Here is a 12,549-nt window from a genome sequence, read left to right as displayed (position 1 = left end):
GTGATGTGATGGACCAGCCGTCGATACCCGGGAGTGTGCGGTTGCCGTGCCTGTACTGCGGCGAGCGCTACGGGCCCGACGACGTCGCGCGGCACACCGAGCCGGTGCGCTGCGGGCGCTGCATCACGTGCGTCGACAAGCCCGCGTGCTTCGACTGCCGCCTGATGTACTGCGTTTGTGACGTGCACCGGTACCGCGGCTGACGAGCGCCGGTCAGATCTCCAGCGCCCGGCGCACGGTCGGGGCGTTCCGCCGGGAAACCGGCACCATGGTCTGGGCGTCGTCGTCCATGACCAGGAACAGCTCGCCCTTGTGCCGGCGCTCGACCTCCCGGATCCGGCTGAGGTTCACCACGTACTGGCGGTGCACCCGGAGGAACCCGGAATCGGTCAGCTCGGCTTCGAGCCGGTCGAGGCCCGGCGAGGCGGAGCGCAGCAGTCCCTGGTCGGTGGACAGCCAGACGTCGTTGCCGTCCGACTGGGCGAAGGAGACTTCGGGCAGCCACAGCAGGACCATCCGGTTCTCGCGGGTCGCGACCATCCGGTGCGGCTGCACGTGCGGCGGCACGTCCTCCTTCGCCCGGGGCAACGGATCCCCCTCGGCCACACCGAACGAAACGACGTTGCCGACCAAGTGCCCGGACAGGAAGACCGGCTGGAAGCTGATCGACGTCGGTTCGCTGGCGAGCCGGGTGGAGATCTGCGTCGAACCGGCCCAGTCGGGATTGCGCACCGCCTGCGCGGCGGCGTACTTGGCGGCCCGGATGAACTCCGGCAGCTCCGGTTTCCACCGCACCGCGGGATCGGGCGCCGGTGTGGAGCCCGGGATGCCGAGGAGCACGCCCGCCGTGTCGTCGGCGAGCACGACCCGGCCCGCGGCGTCCACGGCCGCGAGCGCCGCGCTCGAGCCCGACCTGACGTGGCCGAAGGCGGCCATCAGCTCGGCGCCGTCGTCCTTGGCGCGCCGGCGCAGGATGCGCTGGGTCATCGTGGCGGCGTTGCCGAGCCAGGCCCCCACCGTGCCGGGGAGATCGCCGCGCCAGCACGAGATGTTGAGCACGGCGACCGGTTCCCGGGTCACCACGTCCCGTACCGCCACCCCGGCGCAGGTCCAGTCGTGGAACGCCCGGCACCAGTGCTCGGCGCCGCGGATCAGCACCGGGGCGTAGGACATCAGCGCGGTACCCATGCCGTTCGTCCCGGTGGCGCCCTCGGACCAGCAGAACCACCGGGCCAGGTTGGCTTCCGCGGCAACGTCCTGCGTGGCCTGGTCACCCCATTGGGCCAGCACCCGGCCGGTGCCGTCGGTGATGGTCACGATGCCGCCGAGGGTGCCGACCTCGTGGGCCAGCGAGGCGGCGCGGAAGCCGAGTTCGGCGAACACGACGTCGTGCTCCGGCGCGTGGCCGACCTCCGCGACGGCCGCCGGGGCTTCGGTCAGGCCCGGGTCGACCCGGTACTGGTCCCGGCACCGGTGCCAGGAGATCGCTATCTCGGGCCGCACCCCGCTGAGGTCGTCCCCGCCGCGCGCGAACCGTTCCCACGCCTGGTACACCGTCGCGCCGCCAGGGCCGCGGGAGCCCGGGTCGAGCCGGCGTACCTGTGCCATGGGGAGACCGCCTTTGGTCTGTCGGGCCCGGGCGCGGCGATTGGCCTTCGTAGCAAGCTAAACCGGGTATCGGATCGAGGGCAAGCCGCGCGTGATGACCGCGGGCGAACGTCCCACGAACGGTGGTGCGGCGATGACGGGCGGCGGCCGTTCACCCACCGGCGGTCGGGACGGCGGTTGGCCACCAGCCGGGCATATGCTCGGAGCCTGCCCGGAATTCTTCGTCAGCCCACCCGTCCGGCCGGGTAGTTCTACAGCGAAGTGGCCGAACGGCGTGGACAAGTCGTGAGACCTTTCGCCCGGCGACAAGGAGGTCGCGATGACCGGGAGAGTGCCGCCACTGGTGATCGCACCGAGCCGGCCCGGGTCCGCCGGCTCCCTGATGGCCACCTCGTCGGCGAAGGAAGTGGCCCGGGCGTGGGAGGACTTCGCCGGGGGCGAAAACATCGAAACGGGCGTCCGGCCCGAGATCCTCGCCTCGTGGTACCGGTGCCGGGATCGCTACGACGTGGACCGCGCGCTGGACGTCGCGCCGGAGGCCCGGGGCGACGAGGGCCGGCGGAGCGACACCGGCGTGATCTTCACCGCGCTCGGCGGCCTCGGTGCGCTGGCCGGGCAGCAGGTGGAGCGTGACGGTGCCGTCGTCACCGTCACGGACGGGGACGGGCGCGTCCTCGGCGCCTGGGGCGACCCCACCGCGCAGCGGCGCGCCGAACTGCACAACCTCGCGCCGTGGTCGTCTTGGTCGGAGGAGTGCACCGGCACGAACGGGATGGGGACGTCGCTCGAGGTGTCCGGTCCGGTGACCGTGACGGGGCCGGAACACTGGTGCGAAGCGTTCCACCAGTGGGCGTGCGCGGGCACCTCCATCCGCGACGTGGTGACCGGTGCGCCGGTCGCGTCGATCAACATCTCGCGGTGGAACGCGTCGCTGTCCGAGCGCGTGCCGCCGTGGTTGACGCAGGCGGCCGCGTTCGTGGAACAGGAGATCTACCGGCGCGCCATCTACGAAGCCGACAAGGTCGTCGCCGAGTTCACCAGGAAGTGCGCGCACGCCGGTGGTTCGTTCCTGGCGGTGGATCGCGGGGGAAACGTGCTCGCCGCGAACGCATCGGCCGTCGCGATGCTCGGGCTGACCGGCGAAGCCCGCATCGTCACGGGGGTGACCGAACCGGCGCGGCGGTGGACCCCGGACATCACGGGTCTGCCGGAAGTGCTGCGGTGGGCGAAGGACCGGGCGCGGGGAAGCGCCGAGTGGAGCGGCCACGCCCGGCTGCCGGTGCGTCCCGGTGAAGAGCCCACGCCGGTGACCATGCGGTCCGTCGTCGACGCGAACCACGTGGTGGGCATGCTGTGCGCGTTCGGGGTGCAGGAGGGGGAGGCCTACGGGGGAGGCGCCGACGACGTCGTCGGACCGCTGCCCCGGTGCGTCATCGGGATGCGCAACGACCGGCTGGTCCTGCTGGCCCCGTCGGAGATCCGCTACGCCGAGGCCCAGCGGAACATCGTCTGGCTGGTCACGGAACGGGGCCGGATCCAGGCCGCGACCCGCGGCCTGGACAACGTCGAGCGGTCCCTGACGTCCTACGGATTCCGCCGGGCGCACCGCCGTTTCCTGGTGAACCTGCGCCGGGTGGCGGAAGTGGAGCGGGGCATCAAGGGAGAGCTGTTCCTGATCATGGACTCCCGGACCCACGAGCTGGTCCCCGTTTCCCGGCGCCACGCCCCGGACCTGCGGCGCATGCTGGGAGTGTGACCAGCGGGAAAGCGCTTCCAGTACCACGAGACGACGAGGTGCCGTCCCCATGGCCGCTAGAGGATGGTTCCAGCGGGAGCACAACGCGGATGCCCCCGAGCTGCCCGAACTCCGGCGCCTGACCGTACGCGAGTGGCTGCGCGGACGCCTGACGGACCACAGGCGTGCGAAAGCCGCCTGCAACGCACTGTGCGAGCACGACGAGAAGACGGCGCCGTGCTGGATCTGTTCCGTGCGGTACTGGTGAACTCCCCGGCACGGGAGACAGCGCTTTCACCGCCGGTGTCGGCGAGGTCCGGGTGCTCGGTGGCCACCAGGCCTGCGCCCGGAAGACTTATCTGTACTCCGGTCGGGGTCGAGTTGTCGCCAGAACATGACCTGCTTCCTGCCTCGGCCCTGCAGGGCTGCCCAGCCCGTCTGCTGGTGGAAAGCGTAGAGGTGCCCCCGTGCGCGTTCGATCGTCTCGAGGGCCTCGGTCGCTTTTGCCCACGGCGTCGAGGGTGCCGTCGCGGAGGGTCTCCCAGAGCCGGTCCCGCAAGATCTGCCGCGAGGTCGCATCGGCCTGCACCGGGATGAGTAAACCGGCCGAAAACGGGAAGACCCAACCATGGCTCACGACTTCAAGAAGGGCGATCGGGTCCGCTGGGACGCGGGCAACGAGAGTTCGACGGACGCCCCGCAGTTCCTGGTCCGGAGCGAGAAGACCGGGCGCACCGCCGTCCACCGGCCGGACGCTGTCCACCCGGCCTGACCACGCGACATCGTCGAGAGAGCGGAGCGGACATGAGTGCCGAAGACAACCAGATCGTCACCGATATCGCGAAGAAGGTCGGTACGGCGATGATCACCACCCATCAGGCCGACGGCAAGCTGGTGAGCAGGCCGATGACCGGTCAGCGGGTGGAGTTCGACGGGTCGGCGTGGTTCTTCGTCGCGAGAAGCGCCGACATGGTGGCCGAGGTCGCTCGCGACAGCCGGGTCAACGTCGGTTACGCCGGTTCCGGTTCGTGGCTGTCGCTCAGCGGTGCCGCGTCCGTGGTGGACGACGTCGCCCGGAAGAAGGCGCTGTGGAACGAGTTCGTCGAGGCGTGGTTCCCGGGTGGTCCGGAGGACGCGGACGTCGTGCTGCTCAAGGTGGACGCGCAGTCGGCGGAGTACTGGACGACCCCCGGCGGCAAGCCGCGGGCGTTGTTCGAGATGGCCAAGGCGCGGGTCACCGGGTCGGCTCCTGACCCCGGCAGCAACGAAACCGTCGATCTGTAGGATTCAAGCGAGGAAAGCCGTGACCTGCCCTGACGGGCTGGTCACGGCTTGAGTTCCTCGGCGGTCAGGGGTGCAGGACGACCTTCGTCCAGCCGTCCTCGCGCTTGTCGAAGTGCTCGTACCCTTCGGCGGCCTGGTCGAGGCTGAGCTCGTGCGACACCAGGAATCCCGGCGTGGCGATGCCTTCGGTGATCAGATCCCGCAGCTGCGCGTTGTACTGCTTGGTGTTGCACTGGCCGGTACCCATGGACTGGCCCTTGAAGAAGAACGTGCCGTAGTCGAACGCCAGCTTGCCCTGCTTGGCGAGTTCACCCTCGGCGCCCGGGTCCTGCGGCACGTAGACGCCGACGACGCCGATGCCACCGGTCGGCTTCACCGCGGCGACCAGCTCGTTGAGCACGATCTCCGGCTGCTCGATGCCGTCGGCGCCGTGGGCCTGGTAGCCGACCGCGTCGACGCCGCGGTCCGCGCCGCCGTCGGTGAGGTCGGTGAGCTGCTCGACGGCGTCGCCGGCGGAGCGGTCGACGGGGATCGCGCCGAGCTGCTCGGCGAGCTTGAGCCGGTCGGGCTGCTGGTCGACGACGAAGACGCGGGACGCACCCTTGATCTTGGCGGCGTGCGCGGCCATGAGCCCGACGGGCCCGGCACCGTAGACGACGATGGTCTCGCCGGGCTGCATCTTGGCGAGTTCGACGCCGTGCCAGCCGGTCGGGAAGATGTCCGAGAGCATCGTGTAGTCGAGTTCGTGGTCGGCGCCTTCGGGCAGCACGAGCGCGTTGAAGTCCGCCCACGGCACGCGCAGGTATTCGGCCTGGCCGCCGTTGTAGGGGCCCATGCTGGCGTAGCCGTACGCGGCGCCCGCGCTGCCCGGGTTCGCGCGCAGGCAGAAGCCGGTCAGGCCCTTGAAGCAGTTGCCGCAGGTCCCGCACGCGATGTTGAACGGCAGCGAGACGCGGTCGCCGACCTTGATCCGCTCGACGGCATCGCCGACGGACTCGACGACGCCCATGTTCTCGTGGCCGAGGACCTTGCCTTCTTCGACGTCGGTGCGGCCTTCGTACATGTGCAGGTCCGAGCCGCAGATGTTGGTCGTGGTGATCCGGACGATCGCGTCCTTGGGGTCCTCGATCCGCGCGTCCGCGACGTCCTTCACGGTGACGTCGTACGGTCCTTGGTACACCAATGCCCTCATGGGAGACCCTCTTTCCCGATCTTGGTCGTACCCCCGGATTCCCGGGACGCCCGATCGGAAACCTCGCGGGGCTTCGGGAAGCCGGGTACCGCGCCACCCTGCGCCGGCGTTCCGAGGCAGCAGACAAGGAGTCCCGCGGCGGCGACCCGCAAGCCGAGGCGAGCACGTGACTGCGTCTGCTCGGCCGCCCTCCAGGCGAGCTGGGCTCCTCTTGCCGTGGCGTAGGCCATGGCCCAGAGCCTCGCCCGCCGTGCTCTCGCGCAGCCGGACGTGTCGATTCCGGAGCTGCGGCAAGCCTTGACCTGCTCGGATTAGAACAAATGATCGACATCACGATGTCCTATATGGACGCCTCGCCGACTCTCTGCGGTGCGGCGCAACGAAGTTCGTGGTCACCAGGTTTGGAGATTCGGCCGTTCTGGTAATACTCTGTGTGACGTCGGCCAGTACGGGCCTGACGAGTTCCACTTTGGAGGACTGGAATGACGAACAAGGCCCAGCTGATCGAGGCTCTGTCGGAGCGCTTGGGTGACGACAAGAAGGTGGCTGCGCAGGCTGTCGACGGTCTGGTGGACATCATCATCCGGACGGTCAACAAGGGCGAGAAGGTGAACATCACCGGCTTCGGTGTCTTCGAGAAGCGCGCCCGCGCCGCTCGCACCGCGCGCAACCCGCGCACCGGTCAGGCCGTGAAGGTCAAGAAGACCAACGTGCCCGCCTTCCGCGCCGGCACGACCTTCAAGGACGTCATCTCCGGCGCGAAGAAGCTGGCCAAGGCCGCGCCGGTGAAGCGCGCTACGGCGGCGTCCACGACGACGCGCGCGTCCGTGGCGAAGGCGTCGGCCCCGGCGAAGGCCACCAGCACGCGGGCCACCACGCCCCGTGCGGCCGCGGCGAAGCCGGCCACCGCCCGCGCGACGGCCACCCGCACGCGCGCCACCACGGCGAAGCCGGCCGCCACCAAGGCGGCCACCGCGGCCAAGGCGGCGACCGCCACCAAGGCCGCCCCGAAGACCGCGGCCGCCAAGGCCGCCCCGGCCAAGGCCACCGCCGCCAAGGCCACCACCACCCGGGCCAAGGCCGCGGCCAAGCCGGCCGCCACCAAGACCGCGGCGGCGAAGAAGCCCGCCGCAGCCAAGGCCCCGGCCAAGCGCACGTCGGCCGCCAAGAAGTAGGCTCACTGACTCGAATGCCGGAAGGGCCCCGCACACCTCGTGCGGGGCCCTTCCGCATGTCCGGGATCGTGAGTCCGAACCACCATCTACGACGGATGCAGTGTGCGCTTCAGGGCGATGGTCACGACGGTCCGTCGTACGGCGCCGGCTCTGCGGCCTCGGTGTAGCCCAGATCGAGCAACCTGGTCCGGAGAGCGACGAAGTTCTCATCGGGCCGACGCCTGCTCAGGTTTCTCAGGGCGTCGAGCGCGACCCGGGCGTTGTGGTGCTGTTCCCATCGTTCGCCTTTCCTGGTCGGGAAGTCCGGTGACGCAGGCCCACCGGCCGGCGGCTGCAGCCCGAAGGCGCTTGTAGTCGGCGACCGGGTCGCCCCCGCCGAGTCTCGCGCCTACCTGGGCCGCAAGCTGGCCGGTCAGGCCCACCTGGCCGATGAGGTCGCCGATCTGGCCGGCGAGCTCGGCACCTGCCACTGGCGTTGGCCCAAGCCGCGGTGTACCTCCTCGACCGCCAGATTCCCTGCTCGGAGTACCGCCGCAGGTTCGCGCGGCGAAAGCTGGAAGCGGTCCTGCCCGACCGCCACAGCTTGCCCGGCGACCACCAGGCGACGGTGGCGGCGACCTGATGACCTGGCACGTTCGCCTTGGCGGAATCGCCTTGGCGATGCAGCAGTGGGAGCCGTTCCGGTGGAGGCACACGACGACCGCGATCTACCAATCGGCCGATGCGCGAAAGTCGATGTCGTCGTTCCTGGCGGCGTTGTCGGAGCTCCGTTTGGTTGGAAACCCGGAGCCGCGCGCTGCCGCCGAGGAGATCACAGCCATCTTGGGTGAGCTGTTCACGGTCCTGCCGACGTCGAAGAAACCAGCGGAACGAGAACTGCAGATCGAAGTCACGGCGCAGTGGATGCTTCGACTGGGTGAGGCACAGAAAGAATTCGTCCTGGCCGCGCGCCGTGACCTCGGGTTCGCGAAGAAGTTGCGTAGGCACTGGTGGGAGCTGTGGCGTCCGAGAACCGTCGAAGGCTGGCCAGGTGGCTGGCCTGGACCGACCGTGACTCTGCTGGCGCAGAACAAGCCTGGCACCGATGGCTCCAGCTCAAAGACGATCGAGGGTGGCGCTAGCTGATATCGCGTCGCTCCTCGCCGATTTCAAGTCGCAAATGCGAGTCGCTGACTCTGGGCGAGGCAGAGCATGTATTCGAAAGTGCAATATTCGTCGCAAGCGACCGCGCTGCCGAATCCTCACTTCAGCAGCGGCTGTTGCGCTCAGTGTCCGTTATTGGCGCCGGCCGGTCCGCGAGCGGGCCGCCTTCGCGAAGCAGGTATCCGAGCTGCTCGAGCGGCTCGGGCACGAGGCTGTACCAACTCCACGTGCCGCGGCGCTCCCGCGTGAGGACGCCGGCGGTGACGAGAACCCGCAGGTGGTGGCTCAGTGACGGTTGCGGCATGTTGAAGTCCTCGGCGAGGTCGCAGAAGCACGCCTCGCCGCCCGGTGAGTGCCGGATGAGGGAAACGAGCCGAATTCGGACCGGGTCGGACAGTGCCTTAAACAGCTTCGCGGCCGCCTCGGCCTCGGTGTCGGTGACGACGGCGGCGGGCTCGGCCAGCAGGAGGGTCACCGCGACCGGCTTGGACCGGACGTGACCGTTGTGCGCGGCCATGGCTCCTCCTCAGCGGCTGGGTGATCTCGATCGTACCTCAGCTGGATTGACAAGAGTCGATCCAAGCGTCTTCAATTGCATCGGCAGACTTCGATCCAGGCCGGTTCGCTCGAGGAGAGCCATGACGCACGCCACGGACGGCCTGCCCACACGCGAGGTCGGGCTGCAGCTGGACCGCATCGCCGACGAGCTGGCCGACCGCTTCCATGGCGTCTTCGGCCGTGAAACCGTCGAGCTCTTCGTCCGCGAGACCTACGACCTGCTCGCCGAGAACGCGACAGTTACCGTCCACCTGCCCGCCCTGACTGCCCGGTTCGCTCGCGAGCGGCTGGTCGACCTCGGCCGGGCCGAGGGGCTGACGCAGGTGACCGTGCCGCAGGTGCTGTTCCTCTGCGTTCACAACGTCGGCCGCTCCCAGATGGCCGCCGCCCTGCTCGACCACCACGCCTTCGGCCGGGTCAGCGTGCGTTCGGCCGGCTCCCAGCCCAAGGGCGAGATCCCGGAGATCATCACCGCGGTACTGCGGGAGCTGCACGTTCCGCTGGAGACCGCGTACCCGAAGCCGCTGACCGACGAGGTGCTGCGTGCCTCCGACGTGGTGATCACGATGGGCTGCGGCGACGCCTGCGCGATCTACCCGGGCAAACGCTACTTGGACTGGGACATCCCCGACCCCGACGGCGAGCCGCTGCACAGGGTCCGCCGGATTCGCGACGAGATCGACCGCCGGGTCCGCGGTCTGCTTGACGAGCTCGGCAACCAACCCTGACACCGAAAGGACCGTTCATGTCCCGCACTCCCGAGGTGCTGTTCGTCTGCGTGCACAACGCCGGCCGCTCCCAGATGGCCGCCGCGCTGCTGCAGCACTACGCGCTCGGCCGGATCGCCGTGCGCTCGGCCGGCTCCGAACCGGCCGACAAGGTCAACCCCGCCGCCGCCGAGGCGCTCGCCGAGTGGGGCCTGGACATCGCCGCCGAGGTTCCGACCAAGCTGTCGACCGAGGACGTCGAGGCCTCCGACGTCGTGATCACCATGGGCTGCGGCGACACCTGCCCGATCTTCCCCGGCAAGCGGTATCTGGACTGGCCCCTCGACGACCCGGCCGGCCAGGGCGTGGACGCCGTCCGCCCGATCCGCGACGAGATCGACCGCCGCGTCCGCGGCCTGCTCGCCGAACTCCTCGACGCCTGACCACCCCACAACGACCTCTGGAGGCACGGTCCGTGACCGAGACCGCCGACAAGACCGCCACCCCGGCCGACGCCGACGTCCTGCACCGACTGTCCTTCCTCGACCGGTTCCTGCCGGTGTGGATCATCGCCGCGATGGCTGTCGGGCTGTTGCTCGGCAGCGTGATCCCCGGTCTGCAGGGCGTGCTGGAGGCCGTGAAGATCGGGCAGGTGTCGCTGCCGATCGCGCTCGGCCTGCTGCTGATGATGTATCCGGTGCTGGCGAAGGTCCGCTACGACAAGCTCGACACCGTCACCCGCGACAAGCGCACGATGGTCCTCTCGCTGGTGCTGAACTGGGTCCTCGGCCCGGCGCTGATGTTCGCGCTCGCCTGGCTGCTGCTGCCAGACCTGCCCGAGTACCGCACGGGTCTGATCATCGTCGGCCTGGCCCGCTGCATCGCCATGGTGATCATCTGGAACGACCTCGCCTGCGGCGACCGCGAAGCCGCCGCCGTCCTGGTCGCGCTGAACTCGGTGTTCCAGGTGATCATGTTCGGCGTCCTCGGCTGGTTCTACCTGGACCTGCTGCCCGGCTGGCTCGGCCTCGACACGACCAGCGTCAGCTTCTCACCCTGGGGGATCGCCCTGTCCGTCGTCATCTTCCTCGGCATCCCGCTCGCCGCGGGCTACCTGTCGCGGCGGATCGGCGAGCGCAGCAAGGGCCGTGAATGGTACGAGGGCAAGTTCCTGCCCAAGATCAGCCCGATCGCGCTCTACGGGCTGCTGTTCACGATCATCGTGCTGTTCGCACTCCAGGGCGAGACCATCACCTCGCGGCCGCTGGACGTCGCCCGGATCGCGCTGCCGCTGCTGGCCTACTTCGCGATCATGTGGGGCGGCGGCTACCTGCTCGGCAAGGCCTCCGGCCTGTCCTACGCGCGCACGACGACGCTGGCGTTCACCGCCGCGGGCAACAACTTCGAGCTCGCGATCGCCGTCGCCATCGGCGTGTTCGGCGTGACCTCCGGCCAGGCGCTGGCCGGGGTGGTCGGGCCGCTGATCGAGGTGCCCGTGCTGGTCGGACTGGTGTACGTGAGCCTGTGGCTGCGCAAACGCTGGGTCGAGAAGACCCCGCAACCGAAGTGACTCCTCGACGCAGGTAGTGGTCATCGGCGGCGGCCAGGCCGGCCTCGCCGCGGGCTACTACCTGTGCCGCACCGGGCTCGAATTCGTCATCCTCGACGCCCAGGCCACGCCGGGCGGGGCCTGGCAGCACGGCTGGGACTCCCTGCGCCTGTTCTCCCCGGCCCAGTTCAGCTCACTGCCTGGCTGGCCGATGCCGCCCTACCCCGGCGAGTGGTACCCGCCGGCGACGCACGTCGTCGACTACCTCGCCGCCTACGAGAAGCACCACGACCTCCCGATCCGCCGCGCGGAGACGGTGACCGCGGTATCCCGTCGAGATGGTGGCCTGCGGGTCGCGACCGACTCGGGCGCCTGGTCGGCGAGCGCGGTCATCAGCGCCACCGGCGCCTGGTGGCGGCCGTTCCTGCCGCTCGTGCCGGGCAGTTTCGCCGGCCGCCGGCTGCACGCCGTCGACGACCGGAACGTGGACGAGTTCACCGGGCAACGCGTGGTGGTCGTGGGCGGCGGCAACTCCGGCGCGTAGATCGCCGCCGACCTCACCACCACGGCCGAGGTCACCTGGGTTACCGGCGCGCGCCGCGGTACCTGCCCGACGAAGTCGACGGGCACGCCCTGTTCGACGCGGCCACCCGGCGCCGCCGAGCCCTCGACCGCGGCGAAGCCGACACTGGCGGTGTCGCCGCGCTGGGCGACATCGTCGCGCTGCCGCCGGTCCGGCGGGCCCGCGACGCCGGCCTGCTCGCCGCGCGACCGATGTTGATCAGCTTCGACGAGCACGGTCCCGTGTGGAGCGACGGCACCCGGCTGCACGCGGACGCGGTCATCTGGTGTACCGGATTCCGCCCGGCACTGTCCCACCTCGCCCCGCTGCGGCTACGCAACGCAGGCGGCCGGATCGCCACCGACGGGACGCGCACGGTCGACGAGTCTCGGCTGCACCTGCTCGGTTACGGCGACTGGACCGGCCCGGCCTCGGCCACGCTCATCGGCGTCGGCCTGACCGCCCGAGCCGCCGTCGCCGACATCGCGAACCTCGTGAAAACCGACTCCTGACGAGAAGGGCACAGCCATGACCCGAGTTCTGGTGATCGGAGGCAGGGACGCCGGGATCAGCGCGGGCCTGCGCGTCCACGAACTCGCCCCGGACGTGCGGCCGCTGCTGGTGGTCGCCGACGAATACCCGAACGTAGCGGGCGCCGTTCTCGCGGGCGAACGCGCACAGCCGGACGTACTCGTCGTTGTCGGCCAGGGAGTTCAGTGTGCACAGCAGTCCCTGCAGGAGGCCGGCCGCGGCGAGCTTGCGGACGTTGGCGACGGTCATGTCGAACGAGTCGCGGTCGCCGCGGAACAGTCCGTGGGACTCAGCGGCGAACCCGTCGAGCGAGACGTTGACATGGACACCGGCGGTGGTCAACTGGCGGATGAGCTTGTCGTCGAGTTCGGTGGCGTTGGTGCAGATGCCGACGTCGATCCCGGCGTTGCGGAAGGCGTGCACGATGCCGAGGAAGGATCGGCGGGGCGCTGCGCTGGTTCCACGGTGGAATCCTGGTGCTCGGGTACGTGGTGATCGTGGTGTT

General features: G+C 69.8%; 16 protein-coding genes. 12 read left to right on the top strand and 4 right to left on the bottom strand.

Going from position 1 to position 12,549, the window contains the following annotated elements; genetic code table 11:
• Positions 1-8 precede the first annotated feature (8 nt).
• Positions 9-203, top strand: a complete 195-nt coding sequence (locus OG439_RS22475; protein ID WP_326951301.1) for a recombination activating protein 1 — start codon at positions 9-11, stop codon at positions 201-203.
• Positions 204-213: 10 nt separating this feature from the next.
• Here OG439_RS22475 and OG439_RS22470 read toward each other — a convergent pair whose 3' ends face one another.
• The gene (locus OG439_RS22470) at positions 214-1,608 is read right to left on the bottom strand and encodes a DNA-binding protein (protein ID WP_326951300.1); all 1,395 of its coding nucleotides are present in this window, start codon (positions 1,606-1,608) and stop codon (positions 214-216) included.
• 319 nt (positions 1,609-1,927) lie between these two features.
• Between OG439_RS22470 and OG439_RS22465 the strand changes: the two genes are divergently transcribed.
• From OG439_RS22465 to OG439_RS22450, 4 genes are all read left to right on the top strand, one after another.
• On the top strand, positions 1,928-3,364 hold the full coding sequence (locus OG439_RS22465; RefSeq protein WP_326951299.1) for a DNA-binding protein: 1,437 nt from the start codon (positions 1,928-1,930) through the stop codon (positions 3,362-3,364).
• Positions 3,365-3,413: 49 nt separating this feature from the next.
• Positions 3,414-3,611: a hypothetical protein gene (locus tag OG439_RS22460; RefSeq protein WP_326951298.1), complete on the top strand. Its 198-nt coding sequence runs from the start codon at positions 3,414-3,416 to the stop codon at positions 3,609-3,611.
• A 360-nt stretch (positions 3,612-3,971) separates the two neighbouring features.
• Positions 3,972-4,115: a hypothetical protein gene (locus OG439_RS22455; RefSeq protein ID WP_326951297.1), complete on the top strand. Its 144-nt coding sequence runs from the start codon at positions 3,972-3,974 to the stop codon at positions 4,113-4,115.
• Positions 4,116-4,147: 32 nt separating this feature from the next.
• Positions 4,148-4,627, top strand: a complete 480-nt coding sequence (locus tag OG439_RS22450) for a pyridoxamine 5'-phosphate oxidase family protein (RefSeq protein WP_326951296.1) — start codon at positions 4,148-4,150, stop codon at positions 4,625-4,627.
• 64 nt (positions 4,628-4,691) lie between these two features.
• Here the strand turns inward: OG439_RS22450 and OG439_RS22445 are convergent, their stop codons facing one another.
• Positions 4,692-5,819 (bottom strand): glutathione-independent formaldehyde dehydrogenase, encoded by a 1,128-nt coding sequence (locus tag OG439_RS22445; protein WP_326951295.1) that lies wholly within the window; start codon positions 5,817-5,819, stop codon positions 4,692-4,694.
• A 482-nt stretch (positions 5,820-6,301) separates the two neighbouring features.
• On the opposite strand from OG439_RS22445, the gene OG439_RS22440 reads away from it, so the two are divergent.
• Both OG439_RS22440 and OG439_RS22435 read left to right on the top strand, forming a co-directional pair.
• Positions 6,302-6,994: an HU family DNA-binding protein gene (locus OG439_RS22440; protein WP_326951294.1), complete on the top strand. Its 693-nt coding sequence runs from the start codon at positions 6,302-6,304 to the stop codon at positions 6,992-6,994.
• A gap of 621 nt (positions 6,995-7,615) precedes the next feature.
• The gene (locus OG439_RS22435) at positions 7,616-8,119 is read left to right on the top strand and encodes a hypothetical protein (RefSeq protein ID WP_326951293.1); all 504 of its coding nucleotides are present in this window, start codon (positions 7,616-7,618) and stop codon (positions 8,117-8,119) included.
• Positions 8,120-8,240: 121 nt separating this feature from the next.
• On the opposite strand, the gene OG439_RS22430 is transcribed toward OG439_RS22435, so the two are convergent.
• Positions 8,241-8,654, bottom strand: coding sequence for an ArsR/SmtB family transcription factor (locus OG439_RS22430; protein WP_326951292.1), 414 nt, complete (start codon positions 8,652-8,654; stop codon positions 8,241-8,243).
• Between the two features lie 121 nt (positions 8,655-8,775).
• Here OG439_RS22430 and OG439_RS22425 point away from each other — a divergent pair, with 121 nt between their 5' ends.
• From OG439_RS22425 to OG439_RS22405, 5 genes are all read left to right on the top strand, one after another.
• Positions 8,776-9,423, top strand: coding sequence for an arsenate reductase/protein-tyrosine-phosphatase family protein (locus OG439_RS22425; RefSeq protein ID WP_326951291.1), 648 nt, complete (start codon positions 8,776-8,778; stop codon positions 9,421-9,423).
• 17 nt (positions 9,424-9,440) lie between these two features.
• A complete protein-coding gene (locus OG439_RS22420) occupies positions 9,441-9,845 on the top strand; it encodes an arsenate reductase ArsC (RefSeq protein WP_326951290.1) in 405 nt (134 codons plus the stop codon).
• Positions 9,846-9,877: 32 nt separating this feature from the next.
• Positions 9,878-10,972 (top strand): ACR3 family arsenite efflux transporter, encoded by a 1,095-nt coding sequence (gene arsB / locus OG439_RS22415; protein ID WP_326951289.1) that lies wholly within the window; start codon positions 9,878-9,880, stop codon positions 10,970-10,972.
• 16 nt (positions 10,973-10,988) lie between these two features.
• A complete protein-coding gene (locus tag OG439_RS22410; protein WP_326951288.1) occupies positions 10,989-11,495 on the top strand; it encodes an NAD(P)-binding domain-containing protein in 507 nt (168 codons plus the stop codon).
• 230 nt (positions 11,496-11,725) lie between these two features.
• Positions 11,726-12,025, top strand: coding sequence for a hypothetical protein (locus OG439_RS22405; RefSeq protein WP_326951287.1), 300 nt, complete (start codon positions 11,726-11,728; stop codon positions 12,023-12,025).
• Here the strand turns inward: OG439_RS22405 and OG439_RS22400 are convergent.
• Entirely contained in the window at positions 11,955-12,467 is a 513-nt protein-coding gene (locus OG439_RS22400; RefSeq protein WP_326951286.1) for a radical SAM protein, read from the bottom strand. The genes OG439_RS22405 and OG439_RS22400 overlap by 71 nt on opposite strands.
• Positions 12,468-12,549 lie beyond the last annotated feature (82 nt).

The organism is Amycolatopsis sp. NBC_01307 (assembly GCF_035975215.1).
Lineage (GTDB): Bacteria > Actinomycetota > Actinomycetes > Mycobacteriales > Pseudonocardiaceae > Amycolatopsis.
This window is presented reverse-complemented; position numbering and strand designations above follow the sequence as displayed.

What these genes read in the sequence shown, in the direction of transcription:
- OG439_RS22435 (WP_326951293.1), top strand. Translation starts at nt 7,616, where the DNA reads ATGACCTGGCACGTTCGCCTTGGCGGAATCGCCTTGGCGATGCAGCAG.
- OG439_RS22475 (WP_326951301.1), top strand. Translation starts at nt 9, where the DNA reads ATGGACCAGCCGTCGATACCCGGGAGTGTGCGGTTGCCGTGCCTGTAC.
- OG439_RS22465 (WP_326951299.1), top strand. Translation starts at nt 1,928, where the DNA reads ATGACCGGGAGAGTGCCGCCACTGGTGATCGCACCGAGCCGGCCCGGG.
- OG439_RS22455 (WP_326951297.1), top strand. Translation starts at nt 3,972, where the DNA reads ATGGCTCACGACTTCAAGAAGGGCGATCGGGTCCGCTGGGACGCGGGC.
- OG439_RS22440 (WP_326951294.1), top strand. Translation starts at nt 6,302, where the DNA reads ATGACGAACAAGGCCCAGCTGATCGAGGCTCTGTCGGAGCGCTTGGGT.
- OG439_RS22460 (WP_326951298.1), top strand. Translation starts at nt 3,414, where the DNA reads ATGGCCGCTAGAGGATGGTTCCAGCGGGAGCACAACGCGGATGCCCCC.
- OG439_RS22425 (WP_326951291.1), top strand. Translation starts at nt 8,776, where the DNA reads ATGACGCACGCCACGGACGGCCTGCCCACACGCGAGGTCGGGCTGCAG.
- OG439_RS22420 (WP_326951290.1), top strand. Translation starts at nt 9,441, where the DNA reads ATGTCCCGCACTCCCGAGGTGCTGTTCGTCTGCGTGCACAACGCCGGC.
- OG439_RS22470 (WP_326951300.1), bottom strand. Translation starts at nt 1,608, where the DNA reads ATGGCACAGGTACGCCGGCTCGACCCGGGCTCCCGCGGCCCTGGCGGC.
- OG439_RS22405 (WP_326951287.1), top strand. Translation starts at nt 11,726, where the DNA reads ATGTTGATCAGCTTCGACGAGCACGGTCCCGTGTGGAGCGACGGCACC.
- OG439_RS22445 (WP_326951295.1), bottom strand. Translation starts at nt 5,819, where the DNA reads ATGAGGGCATTGGTGTACCAAGGACCGTACGACGTCACCGTGAAGGAC.
- OG439_RS22430 (WP_326951292.1), bottom strand. Translation starts at nt 8,654, where the DNA reads ATGGCCGCGCACAACGGTCACGTCCGGTCCAAGCCGGTCGCGGTGACC.
- OG439_RS22450 (WP_326951296.1), top strand. Translation starts at nt 4,148, where the DNA reads ATGAGTGCCGAAGACAACCAGATCGTCACCGATATCGCGAAGAAGGTC.